The sequence below is a fragment of the Microcoleus sp. PH2017_35_SFW_U_B genome, assembly GCF_020737865.1.
Classification (GTDB): Bacteria; Cyanobacteriota; Cyanobacteriia; order Cyanobacteriales; family Microcoleaceae; genus Microcoleus.
Window position 1 is genome coordinate 82,594 of the sequence record NZ_JAEQDE010000047.1, and the last position, 21,365, is coordinate 103,958.

Below are 21,365 nucleotides of genomic sequence, written 5' to 3' on the forward strand. Positions count from 1 at the left end.
AGAGAGGATTTTAGATTTTCGATTTGGGATTAATTCCACGGATAAATCCGTGGGCTTGTACCATCAAGAAATTCTTGGTCAGCAAGTTGATTTGAGATTTACACCACAGATAAATTTGAGAGCTTTTGCATGGTTTGATTTACAGAGAAACTGGTAAGCGATGCAGATGATTTCAAGATTGTTTGTGAATGACTGCAATTCAAGTCTAGTCTAAAATTTTGATATTGCCACCACTAAAGTCGAGCACTTATATCTATTATTTTTAGCCATAAGTCATCCAGATATTTTTTTTTCAAACTTCACGCCTAAAGATTGGGTTTGAAGCCTTTCCTTTTAGGGGGAAATTAAACAAAATGATTCATTGTTCCAATCCTCTTCTATCGACGGAAGAGGTAGCTGTCAACTGTCAACTGTCAACTGTCAACTGATGAACCGTACTATTGAATTTCTCTGCTTCGAGAATTAAGTTGAGAATTTTTTGGTAATCAAAATTCTCTAGATGACCTTGAAGGATGTCGGCAAATTCAGGATGAGCAGCCCTTATTTCCTCGATTGTGATCCCAATTAAGTCAAAATCAGCACTGCGAATTACCTGCCTCATATTATCTATCCATTCTGCGGGAAGGTTGGGCAAAGAAGCACACAAAGTATTAGAAGAATTTGATAGGTTATTGCGATCGCCCATTGAATCAGAGCCTGTCAAGTCAGAATAAATATAACTCACCCCCAAATGTTTGCTCAGCATATCAAATATATCCATTTTGCGGAAAGGTTTTCTGATAAAGTCATCACAACCCATCAACAAAGAAAAAGAGCGTTTATCTTCATGGGTACTAGCTGTTAAAGCAACAATCTTCGGGTTCAGGAATTGAGGATTGGGAATATCCATCTTCCCCTCGCCTTGTTCCTCTTCCTTTCTCCGCTGTATCCTCGATCTAATTTCGATCGTCGCTTCGTAGCCGTCCATCACCGGCATTCGCAAATCCATCAAAATCAAGTGCGGCTGCCAATTTTCCCACATTTCTACCGCTTCACGGCCGTTGCTAGCCTCTTCGACTCCGAAACCCAAGCCAGAAAGCATTTTGACTAACAGTTTGCGGTTGTCTGTGCGATCGTCCACAACTAAAATTCGATAGTATTGCTGATCTGGTTCCAGTCCAATCACCTCACGGATGTTTTTTGGAACAGTAATTGCAGCGGAATCAACTGCACTAACTTCAATCTCAAATCTAAAAATAGTACCCCGTTCTAGCTGGCTTTCTACAGTTAGATCGCCACCCATTAACCGTACAAATTCGTTGCTAATTGTCAATCCCAAACCAGTACCTTGTTGAGCTTTTTGACCAGATGCTGTCTGCACAAATGCTTGAAAAAGATTGCCCATTTCTTCTGGGGCAATACCAACTCCCGTATCTTCTATTTCAAACTCCAAAAACAGAGAATTAGAAATATTTAAATTATCCGTTTTTGCCAATACTTTACTTTCAGACTGACGGGAAATTATAGAAATTTCTGGATAATTGCTTGCTTCTAAATCTGAATCTGTCGAATTTTTCAAGGGACTGACAATTTCCCCTTCCTCGCTTATTTTGGCTATATTTGCGATCGAATTCGCTGCTGAAATACCTTCTAACTTCCGGCGCACTCTTACTGACACCCCGCCGATTTGAGTGAATTTCATCGCATTACTCAGAAGATTGATTAGCACCTGGCGTAGCTTCACTTCATCGGTTCGCACGTACTGCGGAATGTCAGCATCGCGCTGGAAAATCAACTGCAAATCTTGATTTTTTGCTCGCAGGTCAAACATTTCTTGCAATTCGTCAAGCAAGCAGTAAAGGTCAAAGTTAGTCGGAAAAAGTGTCATCCGCCCCGCTTCGATTTTTGCCAAATCTAAAGCTTGATTAATTAAAGTCAGCAAGTGTTCGCCGCTGCGATAAATAATTCTGAGATTTTCTCTGTCGTCTACTGTCAAATTCGGGCTGGGTTCGACGATTTGAGTAAAGCCGAGTATGGCATTGAGAGGTGTACGCAACTCGTGACTCATGTTGGCAAGGAAGGTACTTTTCGCTCTGTTTGCTGCTTCGGCGGCGAAGGCAGCTTTTTGCAATTGTTCTGTGCGTTCTACAATTTCAGCTTCTAAGGTACGCTGGTAATTTGATAGGAAATTTTCTAATTCTTTGCGCTGGCTGATGTCTTGAATAACTGCGATCGCAAAAACAATATTTCCGTTGCTGTCAAAAATAGGTTTGGCACTTATTTCTAGAGTGATTGTCAGCCCGTATTGAAGGATTTCAACTTCATTCACCTTGACATATTCCCCTCTCAGCGCCCGCAAGATCGGAAAATTTTCAGGGAAATACAGCCGATCGTTTTCGGCGTCATAAAATTGAGAACTTGCAACTAATTGTTCAACACTGTTGCCTAGCATACTGTCTGCCAACCCAGTATCTGCATCCAGCAACTGCTCGGTGGTATGATTGATATAGGCGATCGAGCCGTCGGGATTGTAAACAGATACCCCCACAGGCAAAGCTGCTAAAAATTGATTCAATCGGCTTTCGCTTGCCGACAATTCCTGGTTGGCTATCTGCAACTGCTTGTTTGCTTCTCGCCCCTTAATAACTTCATCAGCCAACTTTTGGTCTTGCAAATAGCTGTGAACTGCTTCGACTACTGTTAACTTCAAATCTTCCTTTTGCCAAGGTTTGGGGATGTAGCGGTACAGCTTGGCATACTTGATAGCGTGACTGATTGCCTCCAAATCTGCTTGACCGGTCAGCATAATTTTCAGCGTATTGGGCGATCGTTCATGAATTATTTGGAGCAGTTCGTCTCCTTTGATATCCGGCATGATATAATCAGAAACAACTAAAGCTATTTCGTGTTCGTCAGCCTGTAAATCTGTTAATAACTCTAAAGCATCTTCTCCTCCTTGCGCTGTTTCAATAATACACCGATCGCCGATCGCCTTTTTTAGTTCAATCTTTAAACTGTTCAAAACATCAGCTTCGTCATCAATACAAACAATCACAGGTTTTTTCATGATTTTGCTTCCCGGAGTTTTTTTTGCTTCTCTCTTTGCTGCTACAATTTTGGTAAAAAATCAGATTTCAACCGATTTTTTTACCAACTTTTTTGGGTAACGGTAGAATGATTCATTGCTTCAATCCTCTTCTATCGACAGCTATGGGTAGCTGTCAACTGTCAACTGTCAACTGTCAACTGTCAACTGTCACCTCTACTATGCTATTTTTATGCCTCGGCAATTAAAGTGAGAATTTTTTGGTAGTCAAAATTATTGAGATGATCCTGGAGGATTTCGGTAAATTCAGGATGATCGTACCTTAATTCCTCGATCGTCCTCGCAATTAAGTCAAAATCAGCGCTACGTATTACCTGCCTCATGTTTTCTATCCATTCTGCGGGAAGTGCAGGCAAATAAGCAAGCGCAGCATTAGATGGAGCGTCAGATTGATTGTGGCGATCGCCCGTTGGGATAAAATCAGTTGAGTAAGAGTAGAGGTACCTCACTCCCAAATGTTTGTGGAGCGTATCAAATATATCAGTTTTGCGGAAAGGTTTGCTAATAAAATCGTCGCAGCCTATAGATAAAGCAGACGATCGTTTTTCTTCAATAGTGCTAGCTGTCAAAGCAACAATCTTCGGAATCACAGAGCCCTTTTCTTGTCGCTCTTGCTGCTGTATTCTGTTCCTAATTTCTTTAGTAGCTTCATAGCCGTCCATCACTGGCATTCGCAGATCCATCAAAATTAAATGCGGCTGCCAATTTTCCCACATTTCTATTGCTTCGCAGCCATCGCTAGCCTCTCGCACTCCAAAACCCAAGGGAGAAAGAATTTTGACTAAAAGTTGGCGGTTGTCTTCGCGATCGTCTACAATTAAAATTCGATACCAGGGTTGATTTGGTTCCAACCCAGTAACTTCGCGGTTAATTTCTGGGGCGGGAATATTAGCAACATCAACCACACCTACTGGAATCTCAAATTTAAAACTTGTGCCGCGTTCTAATTCACTTTCTACGACGATTTCTCCTCCCATCAGCCGGACAAATTGACGGGTAATCGTCAATCCCAAACCCGTACCTTTCTGAGTTCTTTGACCCGAAGATGTTTGCACAAATGCCTTGAAAATATTCCCCAATTCTTCCGAAGCAATGCCAACGCCTGTATCTTCTATTTCAAACTGAAGGAAAATTACCCGATCGTCAGTTAAATCATCAGGCTCATCTCTGGGCACAACAGTTGCCACATCACTTCTATCGGTGGCAAACTCTCTAATACTTTTTGTAGTATCAATGCAAGCTGTTGGACTGTTCAATAAGTCAACTATTCTCGATTTTTCTAATTGTGAAACCCTTAAAACGATTGAACCTTGTTCCGTAAACTTAATTGCATTGCTGAGAATATTTATCAGCACTTGCCGCAGTTTGACATCATCGGTTCGCACATACTGGGCAACGTCATTTTCTCGCTGAAAAAGCAACTGAACCTCTTGATTCTTTGCCCGCATTTGAAACATATCTTGTAAATCGTCAAGCAAGCGGTATAAGTCGAAGTCTTTAGGGTCAAGTATCATCCGCCCCGCTTCAATTTTTGACAAGTCTAAAACTTCATTGATCAGGGCCAGCAAGTGTTCGCCACTGCGACGAATAATACTCAGATTTTCGTGGTTTTCGACAGTAAAATTGGAGCTGCCTTCCATGATTTGTGCAAACCCCAGTATGGAATTGAGAGGAGTCCGCAATTCATGGCTCATATTGGCCAAAAACGTGCTTTTAGCTTTGTTTGCAGCTTCAGCAGCTAAGGCGGCTTGTTGCAGTTGTTCTGTGCGTTCGTCTATTTTGGTTTCTAAGGTGTGCTGGTAATCTGCTAGTATTCTTTCGGCTCGTTTGCGATCGGTAATATCTTGAAAAGCTGCGATCGCATAAACAATATTTCCCCTAGCGTCAAAAATTGGCGTAGTATTGATCTCGATCGCAATTATTTTGCCATCTTGACGGATTTCTACATCGTCAACCTTGACAAATTCTCCTTTGAGTGCGCGCAAAATTGGCAGATTGTCCGGCGGGTAAAGCTCATCAGTATTGGCAACATAAAGTTGATAAGTTGCAGCTAATTGTTCCGCAGTGCTTTCCGGGATAGTGTCTGCACCCAGCAAATCCCGCGCTGCTTGGTTGAAATAGGCGATCGAGCCGTCGGGATTGTAAACAGATACCCCCACGGGCAGAGCTGCTAAAAATTGGTTCAGGCGGCTTTCGCTCGCCGACAGCGCCGCATTTACTTCTTGCCGCTTCAGGATTTCATCTGTTAACTTTTGGTCTTGCAAGTAACTGTGAATTGCTTCTACTACCGTTAATTTTAAATCTTCATTATGCCAAGGTTTAGGGATGTAACGGTACAATTTAGCATACTTTATAGCATTGCTCAGAGCTTCCAGATCAGCTTGCCCAGTCAGCATAATAGTCAGCGTATCGGGCGATCGTTCGTGAATTTTTTTAAGCAGTTCATCCCCTTTAATATCCGGCATAATATAATCGGAAAGCACCAACGCAATCTCGTATTCATCCGCCTGCAAATCTTCCAGTAACTCTAAAGCATCTTCCCCGCCCTCAGCCGTTTCAATAATACACCGATCCCCGATCGCCTTTTTCAGTTCAATCTTTAAACTGTTCAAAACATCCGGTTCGTCATCAATACAAACAATCACAGGTTTTTTCATAATAACTTTGCCAGCCCAGATTTGATCGTATCTATTAACTCTTTACTTTTCCACGGTTTGTACAAACAGCAGTATAAATCGGCTTCTTTTACTGCCCGCTGAAGAGCCTCTTTATCCGCTTGCCCCGTCAACATCACCTTAACGATTTTAGGATATTTTTGGTGAACTCTAATTAACAGTTCATCACCTTTGATTCCCGGCATCAGCCAATCAGAAACAACCACAATCACCTCAGCTTCTGCTGGAAACTCCTCCAGTAAATCTAAAGCTTCATCACCACTTTCAGCTAATTCGTAAAAATAATCATCTTTAAATTCATTCTTGAGCTGCATCTTGAGAGTCTTCAAGATATCGGGTTCATCGTCAACGCAAAGAATTACAGGCTTATTCATCTTTTGCTCTCTGCTATTATTTTAATGGGTTTACCGACATGACTTGCTTCTATGTTATTGATTTCGGGCGAGGATGCACTATCTATGTCCCCTATTTTATTTTAATAGAACTTCACAAAAGAAACCCGGTCAATCGCAATAAATCTTATGTTTGTCAGCGAGACAGCCCCTGTCGCTATCGGGAATCAGCCCCTGCGGATAATACCATTTTGGCATTGGAGGATTGGGGATGTTCGATTGGGTATCACTGATGACAATCGGGGTTTGGTGCTTGCTGACAGTGGCATTCTTTTTTTAACAGGTGTAAGTTTAGTTTAATAGATTGGGAGGGAGACTGTAAAGCTTGTCTGTCCAGGTACCGACTCTACAGCAATTGTACCTTCATGTTTGTCAACAATTTTTCTCACGATGTCCAATCCCAAACCGCTACCTTCCCCCGCAGATTTAGTCGTAAAAAATGGGTGAAAAATTTTGGGAATAACTTCTGGGGGAATACCTTTGCCGTCATCAGTAAATTTGAGGACAAGATTTGTCTCTTGCTGCTTAGTTTCAATCGTCAAAATACCTTTATAATCCATTGCTTGCAGGGCATTGTGAATTAGATTTGTCCAAACTTGATTTAAGTCATCCGGATAACACATGATTTTCGGTAAATCTCCATAGTTTTTGACTACTTCTATGCCGTGTTTCAGTTGATTTTGATAAAGAGTTAACACCATTTCAATGCCATCATGCAAGTTCGCCTGCACTTTTTCTTGCTTGCTATCGAAATGAGCGTAGCTTTTTAAGGCAAATACTACTTTTCCCGACTTGGCTGTCGCTCTTTGGATCAGGCTAATACTTTTCTTAAAGCTCGCAAACTGGTAAGCAGTATTGAAAACCACTTCCCAATCCGGCAATTTAAAAAATGGCAACAATTCTTCTATGCGATCGTAAATCTCCATGTCAACTAAACTATCCGCTATTTCTTCAGCATTTTCAATGCCTCCTGCCATCAACTCGTTACGCAACTGCTGCTTAATTTTGCGCTTTTCTCTGCTAGTAAATAGCGTTTCGTGATTTGTAGATCTGTGCAGCAAAGCTAAAAAACAAGCTTGGCTTTCTTCAGAAAGTTGTTGAAAAAATTGAGGCATTTTTTCTAAATTTTCGTCCCAAAAATTAGAAATATTATCAATAGATGAACCTATGATGCCTAGCGGAGTATTGATTTCGTGGGCAATGCCGGCAATCAGTTGTCCCAGTGCCGCCATTTTTTCCGATTGAATTAAATGCTCTTGGGTCGCTTGCAGTTGATAGATAGCAGTTGCTAAATCTTGATTTTTTTCTTGCAAACTTTGTTGCAAAGAACAAATTTTTAAATGAGTTTCAATCCGGGCTAAAACTTCTTCAACCTGAAAAGGTTTGGTAATAAAGTCCACTCCCCCAACTGCAAAAGCTTTAACTTTATCCATCACATCGTTAATCGCACTGATGAAAATCACCGGAATGTCTTTTGTTACTTCAGAATCTTTGAGTCGCTGACAAACTTCATAGCCATCCATATCCGGCATCATAATATCCAGCAGAACTATATCTGGGGGCATTTTTTGAGCGGCAGATAGTGCTAGTTTGCCGTTAGGAACTGGGCGAACTTGATAGCCTTGATTGCTCAAAATTTCTGCCAATAGCCGCAGGTTTTGTGGCGTGTCGTCCACTACTAAAATATTAGCTCGATTGGTGTTCTGCAAAGTTGAAGTCATCGGTATTTACTATTGTTCGCTGCGATCGATTGTGGTCAAAATTCTGTCATATTCAAAATTATTAATGCAATCTTGAAGCGCGGCTGCCAGAGAGGGGTTGATAGTGCCGATTTGTGCGATCGAACTGGCGATCGCCTCCATGTCTACACTCAAAATATTTTGCTTGAATTGAACCCTCCAGTCTGGAGAAAGAGAGGCGATCGCCTCTGGTGTCAGCACATCCTGACTAGACTCCCCCGCACCCCCCATACTGACCTCTGTTGGCTCTTCATAAATATAGCGTACTCCTAAATGTTTCCCCATGGCCGCAAAGATATCTTCCTCTCGGAACGGTTTCCGCATAAAATCATCGCAACCCGTCGAAAGAATCACCGCCCGTTCTTCCTCCAAAACACTAGCAGTCAGGGCAACAATCGCCGTTGCTTGCCCGCCAGTTGTAGTTTTAATCTGTTTCGTTGCCTCGTACCCGTCCATTACAGGCATTCTCATGTCCATCCAAATTAGATGCGGTTCCCAATCCCTAAAAATATCCACCGCTTCTTGACCGTTATTCGCTTCTCTCAACAGAAATCCCAACGGACTGAGAAGTTTTACTAACAGTTGGCGGTTCAAAGGTTTGTCGTCCACAATTAGCAAGCGGTAAGGTGGCTGATTCGGTTCGAGGGCAACAACTCGACGTAGAGCTTTTTTACTTTCAATATCACTAGCTTCCACCAGATGAACTTGGATATCAAATTGAAATAGCGCACCCTTGCCCACCTCGCTGCTAACAGTAATTTCACCTCCCATCAATTGCACGAACTGGCGGCTGATCGCTAAACCTAAACCCGTCCCTTCTTGAGAATCTTTACCCGTTGTTGTCTGCACAAATGCTTCAAACAACTGATGGATTTCTTCGGTGGCAATGCCTGCACCAGTATCTTGAACTTCAAAATGGAGCGAGTAGCGGCCGGGCATTTCATCAGCGCTGTTTTTGTGTAAATTCCGCTTTCCTCCTTTCACTTGCACCGACACTCCACCTTGTGAAGTAAATTTAATTGCATTGTTGAGCAAATTAATTAATACTTGGCGCAATTTCACTTCATCGGTGGAAATGTAATGGGGAACTTCTGCATCTCGATCGAAGATTAATTGCAAGCCTTTTTCCTCAGCTTTGAGAGCAAACATATCTTCTAAATCATCGAGGATTCGATATAAATCGAAGCTTTTTTCATTAATGGTAGTGCGTCCAGCTTCAATTTTTGACAAGTCTAAAACTTGGTTAATTAACGTCAGCAAATGCTCGCCGCTCCGCAGGATAATCCCGACATCTTCTTGATTTTCGGGAGACAAATTTTTACTGCGGATCATGACTTGAGCAAAGCCGATGACTGCGTTCAGGGGCGATCGCAATTCGTGGCTCATATTGGCGAGAAACGTACTTTTAGCTTTGTTGGCTGCTTCGGCGGCTTCTTTCGCCTGCTCCATTTTGATTTGTGCTTCTTTGCTATCCGTAATATCTTTAATAAAACCTTCGTGATAAAGTAGATTTCCTGCGGGATCGCACACGGCCCGACAATTTTCGGAAATCCAGATGATGCTACCATCTTTGCGGTAAATTTCCGATTCAAAGTTAGACAGTATCCCGTACTCGTCGATCAGCGCTACAAATTCGCTGCGGCGGTTGGGTTTCACGTAAAGCTGGTTCTTGAAATTCGGCTGTGCTGCGATTAATTCTGCGGGCGATTCGTAACCGTAGAGTTCAGCTAAAGCGGGGTTGGCGCTGAGGTATGTCCCGTCAGCAGCAGTTTGAAAAATGCCATTCAAAGCATTTTCATAAATGTTGCGATATTTTTCTTCTGCTTCGCGGAGGGCGGTTTCTGCTTTTTGGCGATCGGTAATATCGCTCGAAATCGAGAGAAAACAAGCTTCTCCCTCAATATCGATGGTTTCAATAGACAGCAGGGCCGTTCTTTCTGTACCGTTTTTTTTGCGAAATCTCAGCTCGTAATTGTGAAGGGCTGTCTGGTTTCTTAACATTTGAATCATGCGATCGCGCTCTCCTAGACTCGCCCAAAAATTTAGATCTACGGCTGTTTTACCAATAATCTGGTCGTGCGTGTAGCCAATCATCTGGCAAAAGCTGTCATTAACTTCTATGTGGCGACCGTCACTGATTCTCGTGATCGTAATTGCATTTGGACTAGAACGAAAAGCTTTAGAAAACTTTTCTTTTGCCTTGGCAAGAGCGGCGGTACGTTCTGCAACTTGCACTGCTAAGTTTTGGTTGTATTCTTTTAACAGTTGCTCCGCTTGTTTGCGTTCCGTAATATCTTGAAAGGCGCACATCCCATAGATAATATGTCCTTGGGCGTCGTAAATAGGAGTTCCCCAAACTTGTAGGGGAACAGTTTTGTCACTGGAGCAGATTTCCATGTCATCGACAGTGACACTTTTGCCCTGCAAAGCATTTAAAATAGGGTCGTGTTCCGCCGGGTAAATTTCCTGGGTTCCAGCTAAATAAACTTTGTAAGCTTGGCGCAAATTTTCGGCATCTGCTGCTATGATTCCTTGACCAAAAAGTTGCTCTCCTATAGGATTAATGTAGTGAGGTTTACCATTTTTTTCGACAATAAAAATGCCTAGCGGTACTGCATCGAGAAATTGTTTGACTCGGTTTTCGCTTTCCGAGAGCGAAGTAAATGAATGCTGCAATTGCTCTGCCATGCTGTTGAAAGCAGCGGCAAGTTCTCCGAGTTCATCTTCGCGATTCAAAGCGAGCTTTGTATCCCATTCATTGCGTGCCAAAGCTTTCGCCGCCGCATTCAATTTTAAAATCGGCCGCACCACCCATTTAGCAGTCAGAATCCCAAGAATGGTCGCCCCAATCAAAGCTGCAACGGACAGCAAAAAAGTGGTGCGGGTATTGGCATTAATTTGCTGCATAAAGTCTGACTCGGGTACAACTACCACAATCAGCCAATCCAACCCTCGATCGTCTTGAAAAGGAGTTACCTGAATAAAATTTCGCTGACCGTCAACATCAAAGGTAAGCTGTTGAGAATTATTGATTTTAGCTAAGCTTTGGTAGAATTTATCTAAATGCTGTGCAGTTTGGCGAATTACCGGATTTTCGCTGGCTGAAGCTTTGATGCGTTTTGCTTCTTTACCTTGTACTGCAAATTCTTTACCCGGCTTTGAAGTGGCAATTAACATCCCCGATCGCTCCATCACAAAAGTTTGTCCCGACTTGCCAATTTTGAGGCTGACGAGAAATTCTTTGATTTTGGAAAACAGCAAATCGCTGCCAGCTACTCCTAACAGCTTACCATCATTGTCGTAGATAGGCAAAGAAGCAGTAATTGCCAGTTCTCTGGTCAAGAAGTCTGTATAAATTGGAGTCCAAACAGGCTTTTTGGCTAGCGCCGCTGCTATGTACCAAGGACGAACTCGCGGGTCGTATTTTTCGGGAGAAATTTCGATTAATTTAACGCGTTTTCCTTGAGGGTCAGCAGTATATCGAGCTAATTTATTGCCAGTCGATCTGTCAGCAGCAGATATCAGAATCCGATCTTTAGTGCGGATTGCTCCTGAGTGGTCTCCATTTTCTTTGCCTGTATAAATGATGCTGATTGAATCAAAATATTGAATTTGTTCGAGGAAATGAAGTTCGAGTTTTTGTTTGTCTTCTAGGTTCAACTGCCCCAATTTTACGCCTTGAACGTTCAGGTGATTGACAATGTGGGGAATTGACATATAATTTTCAATGCGGTCTTTGATGCGAGCGCTAATTTCTCCCCGCAACTGAGCGGCCACATCGTTAACCGCCCGCTGACCGTTTTGGAACGACAGCCAACCTACAACTCCTACTGTGCCAACAATTTGCACTAAAAAAGGAAGCACGAGCACAGTTTGTAATGGAGCTTTGCCGATAATTTTGGTAGCAAAGCGATTCAGCGGTTTAGGAAACATATTCATCCTAAAAATAATTGAAATTGGTCGTGGAAATTAGTAGATCTTAAAGTCTTGGAGCGATACAGGAGGGAGTTGTCTCAAATCCGGTTCCTGACTCATCATAAAAGTGTTGGCGATCGCCTTTTGAGAGTTTTGAGGACTTCCCTCGTGACTACAAACTTATACCAATTTGAAAAAGTCTTGCTACAATGATTAATTATATAAAAATTATCTTTCATTTGCATAACTCTATGCCGGATACGGCAATGCCGTTTCCCTACAACAGATGATAGCCTCTAATTTCCGTAGTAGCAATGTTTTTCATGATTGGTATTAATTAGAGTTTTTTAACCGGATTTGAGAGCGCGAAGCAATGCCGGCTGTTGGCGATCGCGATTGCTGGCCTTCCTGTCTTCGGACAGGCAATAGGGATTTCCACCGCCTCAGTAGGTGGTTACTAATAAACATTACAAGAGTTGGGCGAGTGAGAGGGCGACTCTACTCGCTTCTATCATAAAATTTTAACCGGCACCCGCCCTTACAAGATAATCTGGTTTTTTTTTCGATGACTTACTTACTGATTGCAGGCAATGCAGATTGCTATAAGTGCAGTGCAGAGATTGTCCTTACTGACAACTGTCTAAGGTATTAATTTTAATTACCATAGCGTATTTCAGCAGACAGTTTTTGGGCAACTACTGATTCAGGTGATTGAGTACGATCGCACTATCCGCAGCCACCGGCACCCGAAACACCTGTATTTACCTGCGATTCAACTCCACCCTTTCGCCGTAACGCAACAACATATCCAAGCTTTCCAAACGATTTTGCCAAGTTTGCACCTGATAGCTATTTTCCCCAGAATGCAAGCGCATCGTAGATTGAAATTGAGCTTCAAAACTCGCCAACAATCTTTTAGCAGTTGTTAAGCTTTCGGCAGAAGGACTTGCAGCCAATCTGCTCAAGGCAACACCCAATTCCTCCGATCGACTTTTGAGAACTTTCAATTCAGATTCCGACACCCGCAACTGATTGTTAGCCAACAAAAAACTCCATTCCTGCTTGAGAGCAGTATAGCGCGAAGCTGCTGCTGCAAAGGGCTGGCGGTAAGGAATTGGTTCGGAAGCAGAAGTCGTTAGCGAAGCCCTCGTAGACGATCGCACTCTGACACCTTGAGTCCGGTTAAAAAAGCTCTGCATCCCGCTGCTGATACTTTCCACCGCAAAAATAGCATAGCCCCCAGTCGGCAAATCGCGCAAAGCTTGAATTTGGTCGATCGCCACAACTTCCGGGAGTGTCAACAACTTAACCGAGGGAGAAATTAAAGCTGAACCGAGCATTTGTTCCTTTGCTAGCGGTTCGGTAATGCGTTGAAGTCGGTTCGTATCCAAAGCATAAGTCATCGGCACAATCAAGTCTACAATCCCCTGACGGGCCCAAACTTCCCAATTTTGCTGAATTTTGTAAATCCGCTGACTTTCGGGGTGGGGAAACACCGCAACTGACAGAATAGTGCGAGGATAATTCGACCGCAAAAGCTGAGATACTTCAGCTACAAAACTATTAATTTGATTGGTTTTAAACTCAACCCACTGCCGCCACAAATTGCCAGAACTCGGCGAAATATTCACCGGATCGGTACCAGTTAACTGTTTAAATTGCTGCCTTGCTGCTGCACCGTAGCCGTAGACAAAACCTGCATTGTCATCTTGAAAAGGATAGCGAATGTAGTCTAATTGCACACCATCTACTTTGTATTTGCTGGTAATTTCGCTGATAATTTTTAGTAAATAATTCCGCGCTTCCGGGTTTGCAGGATCGAGATAAAATTTACCATCGTTAGGGTTTTGCGTGCGTCCTTTATTGTCAATATTTGCCCAATTTGGATAGGCCGAAAGTACCGGACCTGGATAAGAACCAGGTTTGCCAATTAAAGTATTGTGGCGTTTATTGCCCGTGGCAAAAGTCCAAATCCAAGCGTGCAGTTCTATGCCTCGCTCGTGGGCTAATTTAACCGCAGATTCCAGAGGATCCCAGCCAACTGTGAGGGGGTTTTGTTGCGGTGCAACTTGACTGGGATAAATCGGATATCCGGCATTTAAAGTTTCAAAGAAAACGGTATTGATCCCGGCGGCGGCAAGTCGATCGAACACAGCGGCCAAACCCTGTTCCGATCGCGCTGCGACGATCGTACCGCGATCGAGCCAAACGGCGCGAATTTCCGCCCCAATGCGCTGCCCTTCCTGGGGGTAATTTTGCCAGAGCAACTGGCGCGCTTGCACCCACTGCTGCCTGATCTCAGCGTATTTTTGCTCTTGCAGGAGTTGGTCAAAATTTTGCAAAACCTGACGGGCCTTGGCGATCGCCCCTGTGGTTGCTGCTGGTAAAACCAACGGGCGACTCGCCTGCGGCCCACCGACACTGTTGCTTGACGCCACCAATTGAGGGGGGATAGCAGCATCGAGATTGACGGCGGTATTGCCTGAATTAGCTGCTGTCAGGGCGCTTTCAAACCTGCCGAGGAGGTTGGTGAGTTCTTGGCGCATCAAGTAGGCTTCAATGCTGACGATCGGCTTATTGGAATTTATCTGCACGTCCAAACCCGCCGGCGCCGACTGATCCGAAGGGTCTGTAAAAGTTGCAGGTACGGGATCTGGAAGGGGGGGAGAAGGAGAAAGTCGGCTCAGCGGAGTATTGCGCGGCGAACTGGGGGTATTTCTCGTGACCCTGGAGGGGGGATTTGGCAGCGGTGGTGCGGCTGCTGTTGGCGGCTCGACAGGCCTACCCACAGTTCCTCCCCAGCGGGCGATCGAGGCCCGCAGCCAAGCCGTGTCTATATTTGGGGAACCGTCGCTACCCCAGCGCCAGCCGAGATAGGTAGCGCGATCGGTGGCGATCGCAGCGGAGGAACCGGAACTATCTTTCCAGGTAGCGATGGTTTGACTGTTCGCGTCGGCGGGAATCAAGACGCCGCCTTGAACAGAGGCATTTTTTTGTTCTGGGGGAACCCAGTTGCTTGAACTGGTACAAGCGAGATCGCGGCAGCGGGTGCGCGGTTGCACCGCCCCCCGCTGAGTCAACGGAAAAGCCCAATAGGCCCCGAGGAGCGATCGTAAAGATTGACGTACCAAGGCTGGGGAACTGCGGCCGACTGGGCCCGAAGCAATCAAGCGGCCGCCCTGTTTTGTCCAAGCTTCTAAAACTTTAATTTGTGCCGGACTCAAAGTTTCAATATTGGGCAAAAACAGCACATTAACGCCTGCTAAATCTGCCAAATTTTTAATATCTTCGAGATTGATTGGTTTGTAAGCAATGCCGCTTTCCCAGAGGCGCGTGGTAATCTTCACCCAGTCGGGGGAATTCTCGGAACTGCGAACAACTCCCAGAACTACTTCCGCAAAACTGGGAGAGGGAAATAGGATGGAGAGATTGAGTAATGTACTCGCTAGAGTTCCAATTAAGACTCTTTGCAAGAAGGTGAAAAAGCGAATTTTTTGATTTCGATTGGGCTTTTTGATTTGTTGCATTGACACGAGAATTACCCACCACACCACTTAGGAAAATTTAAATAAAAATTTCGAGCAATTAATCCGCACCATACAATTTTTTATCTCGTTCTGCAACCTAAATCAGGAAAATATGCGATCGCCCGCCTGCAATGGGATCGAATTCGAGCGAACCGATCTCGGGTGCGATCGAACGATCGCCATAAAAAAGGTTGGTAGTGAGGACGTTAGTCCGCATTTATGAAGGACTCGCATTCCGAACGATCGGGAGCATCTCATTTTTGTAAAAAGCATTTTTTCTTTGAGTGCGAGCGTCCCCGCTCGCGTATTGTACAATACGCGAGCGGGGACGCTCGCACTATAATAAATGCAAAACTGAGATGCTCCCGAACGATCGAACCTTAGGAATGAGAATTAAATAACTTACAATTTTTATTGTTCTTGTGGGACGGGCGGGACGCCCATCCCACAAATATGTGTAAATTATTTAATTCGCGATCCTTACTGAGTTGCCGCTTCATTTACCGGGAATCGATCGATCAACTGCATCGCCCGACAAGCATTCTTCCGCAAAGAATCCGACACGTGAGGAACATGAGGAATCTGAGACAAGAAATCCAAAGTCCGGCGCAAAATCCGCACCACATCCCCTTCATCCAAACTCGTGTGACTAATCAGTTCCAGCCATTCCACGCCCAGAGCCCACTGTTCCACCAAAGTCACGATATCCCGTTCCAGCCAAATCGGGATCGCAGCTTCGTGGCGGTACTGTACTTGAAACAATCGGCGGCGCAGCCCTTTTTGCAGATTGTCCAAAGGTGCCAAAACTTCCGGCGACAGCGAGTAATGAGTCCAACTGTCAGGCCGAGAAACTTCTGTAACCAAGGCCGCGCAAGCAGCAGCGAGGTGGTGGGGGTCGAGTTCGTCAAACTCAGCAGACATCAGAGACAAACCCAGCCACAGTTCATTATCACCGCGAATGGCGGCGCAGGCTTGACCCAAGATTGTGGGTACCAACCTGTCGGAGGAGTCATCTCGATTCCCATCTGCCGAAATTACTCTTTCCAAACATCCGAAATTTAGCAAGATGTCAATTAAGTTGAGAAATTGCTCCCAGTAGCGAGCTCGCTGCTTTTCTAAGTCTTGTTCGGCTTTGCGGATTTCTTTTTTCAATTCTTCGCGGCGGCGCTGGCGCTTGAGCAAAGTACCGGGATTGCCCCATTCGAGAACAGGGTGAATTTCTAGTTTATCTTCGAGGGCGACGATTTTCTGCTGTTGCTCGATCGCCTCTGGGCTCGGTTCCGGTGCGGGCAATTCTGGGATCGATTGAGCAATTGCCACAGTTTCTTCACTTCCCAAGCGACACTGGCCGAGTCTCAGGGTCAATTCCGGAGGCGGGTTTAAGCCATCTGCGACACTCAAGCGGGGCAGTTGGGCGTGGAGGGTGGCGACATCGCTAATCGCGACGATATACCAGCGGTTGTCTTTGCCCAAACATACCAAATTAGGTGCTTGGCCCGAACCTGGGATTTTGGCAACCAGTACGGCGGGGACTGGGGTTGTGTGCGATCGTTTGGCTGTCGGGACGTGTTTGCCCTTCAGACTCAGAACCGTCCCTAGCACTGCAAAAGCTACAGCTACCGACATCTCCTTAATTCGCGTTTCTTCTGCTTGCTGCAATAGAGTTTTCAGCAAACGTTTGTCTTCTTTGAGCCTTCCCTGCAATTTTTCGTAATGGGCGAGTTGTTTTTCCAGGGTAGAGACATTACCTCCGGCGGCTAGGGACTCTTCGAGCACCGCTAATTCTGTTTGCAACCGATCTAATTCTGATTGCTGCGGCTGCAAGTACAAGGTAGAAAGGTATTGACCAAAACTGCGTTCTACCAACTCTTGAGCTTCCTCAAGCGTGTGAGTTTGCAGCAAATTCAGCACCATGCCGTAGCTGGGCGTAAACTGACTGGCAAGGGGGTCGGCTTTGGCTGTTGCCAAATAGGAGGCTTCCTTTGCGCCTTCAAAGCGGGTCTGAACTGCGACCACGTGCCCCAGCTCATCCATGCCCCGGCGACCTGCCCGACCGGCCATTTGTAGGAATTCTGAAGCGTTTAGCAGTCGGTGTCCCTTGTCGGTGCGTTTGGACAGGGTGGAAATGACGGTGGTGCGGGCGGGCATATTGATCCCGGCTGCGAGGGTTTCGGTGGCAAATACGACTTTAATCAAACCTCTGCCAAAAAGTTCTTCTACTAAACCTTTCCAGGCGGGCAAAATGCCTGCGTGGTGGGCGGCGATGCCTTTTAAAAGTGCTTCTTTTTGACCGAAACGTTCTGCTTCTGGGTTGCGCTGTAAAAAATCGTCAATAATGCGTTTGAGTTCGGCTGTTTCGGCTGCGTTAACTAGGGAGAAATTGCCTACTTCTGCTACTGCTTGGTCGCACCCGCGACGGCTGAAGATGAAGTAAATTGCTGGTAGCATATCGCGATCGTCCAACCGAGACAAAACATCGGTCAAACTGGGAGTCGGAATGCTACCTCTTTCTGATTTTTGCTGCTTCTTTTTGGGGACTAATCGCGGATTAGCTCTTTTGCCGGTTTCGTCTAGCAGGGGAAATATCCCTTTTTGATTGGCGAAGTGGAATTGTAGCGGCACTGGCCGAAAGTCTGAGTAGACAAGCTCTGTGGGCCCGTGGACTTTGTTAATCCAGTCTGTAAGTTGGTCGCTATTAGCAACGGTTGCTGAGAGGGCGAGGAGTTGAATTTCGCTGGAACAATAGATGATTGATTCTTCCCAGACTGTACCCCGCTGGCGATCGTTCATGTAGTGACACTCGTCGAGCACCACGGTTTCGACTCCGGTGAGAGAAGCACCGACAGCGCCGATCGGCGTACCGTAGAGCATATTCCGAAATATTTCGGTAGTCATCACCAAAATCGGCGCATCTCGATTGAAGGAGATGTCGCCCGTCAGCAAACCTACCATCTCATCTCCAAATTGATTGCGAAAGTCGCGCAGCTTTTGGTTGGAGAGAGCTTTGAGGGGAGTGGTGTAGAAGACGCGCCGCCCTCTTGAGAGTGCTTGATGGATGGCGTATTCGCCGATTAAAGTTTTCCCTGAGCCCGTGGGAGCACACACGACAACGGATTTACCTGCATCGAGGGCGGCGATCGCGTCTCTCTGAAAGTTATCTAGCTCAAATGGAAATATGGTCTTCAGATCCAGCTCTTGGCGGTTCTGGGAAGCGTTAGGCACAAGGATTATTATGAGGTTGCAGGGTAAGTATGCTTAAATCTTGCCGAAAGCAAGGCAGCAGAGGACGACTGTATTGATTTTAGACCAACGCCCGCAAATCGGCACTCGAACAAAGAGGAGAGGGAGAGAATTCGGAGAGGGGGAGAGGGGGAGAGGGGAGAGTGGAAAAATATTTCTTGCGATGAATTTACCAATTCCCAATTCCCAATTACCCTGAAATGCCTAAATGCTAAACTCTACAAGTCTCGACGCGAGAGAATAGACACCCACTCCCTTCCCCTCTCTCCATCAAACCACCAACAAATCCCCCAAATATTCCAACAATCTAAAACTGGAAGCTGAGCTTCAGGTGCTTTCTCTGAAAAAGTGATGTCTTCGTAGTAGACCCATTGATTCTTTTGTCTCCAACCCACACGATCGCCAAACCTGCCCCAAACTTCGCTATTATATCCACTGGTTCCCCCCAGACTTTGATAAATAAGCTTCTGCACGCTAAAGCCGAAGTGACCTTTAGAATATTTTACCCAAAGTTGGTCAATGGTACGCAAGTCCTCGCAGGGGAATTTTTCAATACTTTCTGTATCCAGCCATTCTTGTTTCGTACCCGCCACCTTCAACATCACTCTCAGGGTTTCTCGATCGGCTTCTTCCCACTTGTTAGCTGCCACTAAATCTCGCAATTTGCTATAATCGATACCCACGGCAGAAACTAACTCAACTTCATTTTTTTCGGCTTGTGACATAGAATTCAACCTTTTTTGTAATCCTCGATCGCACTTGAGTGTGTCAAACAAATCAAATCAACCACCGAAGCATCCAATTTCGCCCTCGAAGCACTTAAAACCATCGGGTTGAGTCTATTTTTTGACTTTGACATTCACCCGATCGAACGTTATTTAATTTGGGCGATTTGGCGATCGATAAAATGGCTTTTTCACCACCGTAGCCGGGTAATTTTTCCCGCGAATCTCAACTTCTAACTGCTGGCCAATTTTACCTAATTTTGCCGGAACAACCGCGAGGGCTACCGCCCGATTCAAAGTAGGCGATAATGTACCGCTAGTAATTTCTCCTACTTTTTCCCCTGCAACTATTATCGGATAGCCATGACGCGCAATGTGCCGCCCCTGCATTTCCAAGCCTACCAACCGTTTCGATACTCCCGTGGCTTTCTGCTGTTCCAAAACATTCCGCCCAATAAAATCGCCTTTGCTATCGAGGTGAACTACCCAACCCAATCCAGCCTCTAAAGGTGTAGTATTGTCATCGATATCTTGACCGTAAAGTGCCATTGCTGCTTCTAAACGCAAGGTATCTCTCGCACCCAAACCGCAGGGAACAACGCCAGCATCTAGGAATTTTTGCCAGACTTGTTTTCCGGTTTCTATATCCACCATGATTTCAAATCCATCTTCGCCAGTATAACCTGTTCTGGCGATAAAACTCGGCTGTCCCAACAACTTGGTTTCTAAGTGTCCGAAAGCTTTAATTGGTTCGAGGTTATCTTCGACAAAAGGCTGGAGATAGTTAACAGCTTCCGGGCCTTGAATTGCAATTAAAACTTGGTCTTCGGAGATGTCGGTGAAAACAAGTTCGCTCAAGTCTAAGTGGGTGAGAATCCAGGCTTTGTCTGTGATGCGAGTGGCGGCGTTGACAATGATTGCTGCACGTTCTTCGCCCGTGGTTCCATCGGGTTCTTGGCAGTAGAAAATAATGTCGTCTAGGATGCAGCCTTTGTCATTTAATAAGACTGTATATTGAGCTTGTCCTGGTTGCAACCGACTTAAGTCTGACGGTACTAAGGGTTGAAATTTTTCTATTACCTGTTTCCCTCTCAAACAGAATTTTCCCATGTGGGAAATGTCGAACATTCCTGCTTGCTGGCGTACTGCTTGGTGTTCGCTGGTGATACCTGCGTACTGCACGGCCATCTCCCACCCGGAAAAGGGCACCATTCGACCTTTGAGCTGCAATGATAGTTCGTACAGAGGCGATCGCGCAAGCTGACTCGTTATCTCTGGATTGTTGGGTTCAGTTGAGTTTGCCACAGGTAGCGCTTTGTTGGTTGCGGGTAGACTGTTTTGATTTTAGGGGAAAGTTGGTTTTTGTGGTGTGTGGTGCGATCGAATTTAAGAATACGCTCGCGGTTGAAACCGCGTGTATACAGACAAAACCCACTCCAAGTGCGTTGAAGAATACGCTGTGAAGATTATGTTATTCTCTTCAGTCCGCGGAGGCGGACTTCGTTTGTGTAGACGCGGTTTCAACCGCCCTCTAATCTTGACTTATGGAGAATAGCGGGCTCGAACCGCTGACCCCTACAATGCCATTGTAGTGCTCTACCAACTGAGCTAATTCCCCTTTCTTTTCGCGCTCTCAATCATGCCTTAACTGACCGATATTTGTCAAGCCTTTTTGAGAAAATAGTTTGGAGCCTTGGACAGGCAAGGCTTTTGGCTTTTTTTTCAAAAAAATTCCTCGCTTTTTGACAATTTGTCGATCGCTACTACGATTTAGTAGGTGTGCTGGGATATTTCGGTTAAATGGCTCAAACAAGACCCCATGAGGAAGTAGACGACTACCAGGGCTGCGGCTGAAACCGCAACTAGGGTGCCGGCTAGGATTAGTGAAAATTCTCGTTGCGCGATCGCCTCTTGCATTAGATGCAATGACCAGGCAACGAGGGCAACGTCAATTATTAAAATAGAAACCAGCATAAGTTACGATTTGTAACAGCTTACATATTGTAACAAAAGTTTTCGCGGAGTGCAGATAAGCTCATATGTATTTAAGTATTGATGTTAAACGGA

General features: G+C 45.1%; 11 protein-coding genes and 1 tRNA gene. All 12 read right to left on the reverse strand.

Annotation, left to right across the window (positions count from 1 at the left end):
* Positions 1–406: 406 nt before the first annotated feature.
* The 12 genes from JGK36_RS13770 to JGK36_RS13825 all read right to left on the reverse strand — a co-directional run bounded on the left by JGK36_RS13770 (position 407) and on the right by JGK36_RS13825 (position 21,272).
* Positions 407–3,046, reverse strand: coding sequence for a response regulator (locus JGK36_RS13770; protein ID WP_293181209.1), 2,640 nt, complete (start codon positions 3,044–3,046; stop codon positions 407–409).
* A gap of 209 nt (positions 3,047–3,255) precedes the next feature.
* Positions 3,256–5,742, reverse strand: coding sequence for a response regulator (locus JGK36_RS13775; protein ID WP_293181206.1), 2,487 nt, complete (start codon positions 5,740–5,742; stop codon positions 3,256–3,258).
* Positions 5,739–6,134, reverse strand: a complete 396-nt coding sequence (locus JGK36_RS13780) for a response regulator (protein ID WP_293181203.1) — start codon at positions 6,132–6,134, stop codon at positions 5,739–5,741. Before JGK36_RS13780 ends, JGK36_RS13775 begins: the two co-directional genes overlap by 4 nt.
* Positions 6,135–6,448: 314 nt before the next feature.
* Entirely contained in the window at positions 6,449–7,873 is a 1,425-nt protein-coding gene (locus tag JGK36_RS13785; protein WP_293181200.1) for a response regulator, read from the reverse strand.
* 9 nt (positions 7,874–7,882) lie between these two features.
* Positions 7,883–11,824 carry a PAS domain S-box protein gene (locus JGK36_RS13790; protein ID WP_293197149.1) on the reverse strand — a complete coding sequence of 1,314 codons (3,942 nt, stop codon included), beginning with the start codon at positions 11,822–11,824 and terminating at the stop codon, positions 7,883–7,885.
* Positions 11,825–12,567: 743 nt separating this feature from the next.
* Positions 12,568–15,333, reverse strand: a complete 2,766-nt coding sequence (locus tag JGK36_RS13795; RefSeq protein WP_293197125.1) for a family 10 glycosylhydrolase — start codon at positions 15,331–15,333, stop codon at positions 12,568–12,570.
* A gap of 480 nt (positions 15,334–15,813) precedes the next feature.
* Positions 15,814–18,555, reverse strand: a complete 2,742-nt coding sequence (locus JGK36_RS13800) for a DEAD/DEAH box helicase (protein WP_293197124.1) — start codon at positions 18,553–18,555, stop codon at positions 15,814–15,816.
* Positions 18,556–18,791: 236 nt separating this feature from the next.
* Positions 18,792–19,298 carry a GUN4 domain-containing protein gene (locus tag JGK36_RS13805; RefSeq protein WP_293181188.1) on the reverse strand — a complete coding sequence of 169 codons (507 nt, stop codon included), beginning with the start codon at positions 19,296–19,298 and terminating at the stop codon, positions 18,792–18,794.
* Between the two features lie 5 nt (positions 19,299–19,303).
* Positions 19,304–19,432: a hypothetical protein gene (locus JGK36_RS13810; protein WP_293181185.1), complete on the reverse strand. Its 129-nt coding sequence runs from the start codon at positions 19,430–19,432 to the stop codon at positions 19,304–19,306.
* Positions 19,433–19,451: 19 nt separating this feature from the next.
* Positions 19,452–20,603, reverse strand: a complete 1,152-nt coding sequence (gene gcvT, locus JGK36_RS13815) for a glycine cleavage system aminomethyltransferase GcvT (RefSeq protein WP_293197123.1) — start codon at positions 20,601–20,603, stop codon at positions 19,452–19,454.
* Positions 20,604–20,843: 240 nt separating this feature from the next.
* Positions 20,844–20,916: transfer RNA gene (locus JGK36_RS13820), tRNA-Ala, on the reverse strand.
* A 152-nt stretch (positions 20,917–21,068) separates the two neighbouring features.
* Positions 21,069–21,272 (reverse strand): hypothetical protein, encoded by a 204-nt coding sequence (locus JGK36_RS13825; protein WP_293146445.1) that lies wholly within the window; start codon positions 21,270–21,272, stop codon positions 21,069–21,071.
* Positions 21,273–21,365: the final 93 nt, after the last annotated feature.

Bases quoted from the DNA above. Each gene is read 5' to 3' on its own strand.
- JGK36_RS13770 (WP_293181209.1), bottom strand. From the start codon at position 3,046: ATGAAAAAACCTGTGATTGTTTGTATTGATGACGAAGCTGATGTTTTG.
- JGK36_RS13775 (WP_293181206.1), bottom strand. From the start codon at position 5,742: ATGAAAAAACCTGTGATTGTTTGTATTGATGACGAACCGGATGTTTTG.
- JGK36_RS13780 (WP_293181203.1), bottom strand. From the start codon at position 6,134: ATGAATAAGCCTGTAATTCTTTGCGTTGACGATGAACCCGATATCTTG.
- JGK36_RS13785 (WP_293181200.1), bottom strand. From the start codon at position 7,873: ATGACTTCAACTTTGCAGAACACCAATCGAGCTAATATTTTAGTAGTG.
- JGK36_RS13790 (WP_293197149.1), bottom strand. From the start codon at position 11,824: ATGTTTCCTAAACCGCTGAATCGCTTTGCTACCAAAATTATCGGCAAA.
- JGK36_RS13795 (WP_293197125.1), bottom strand. From the start codon at position 15,333: ATGCAACAAATCAAAAAGCCCAATCGAAATCAAAAAATTCGCTTTTTC.
- JGK36_RS13805 (WP_293181188.1), bottom strand. From the start codon at position 19,298: ATGTCACAAGCCGAAAAAAATGAAGTTGAGTTAGTTTCTGCCGTGGGT.
- JGK36_RS13810 (WP_293181185.1), bottom strand. From the start codon at position 19,432: ATGTCAAAGTCAAAAAATAGACTCAACCCGATGGTTTTAAGTGCTTCG.
- JGK36_RS13825 (WP_293146445.1), bottom strand. From the start codon at position 21,272: ATGCTGGTTTCTATTTTAATAATTGACGTTGCCCTCGTTGCCTGGTCA.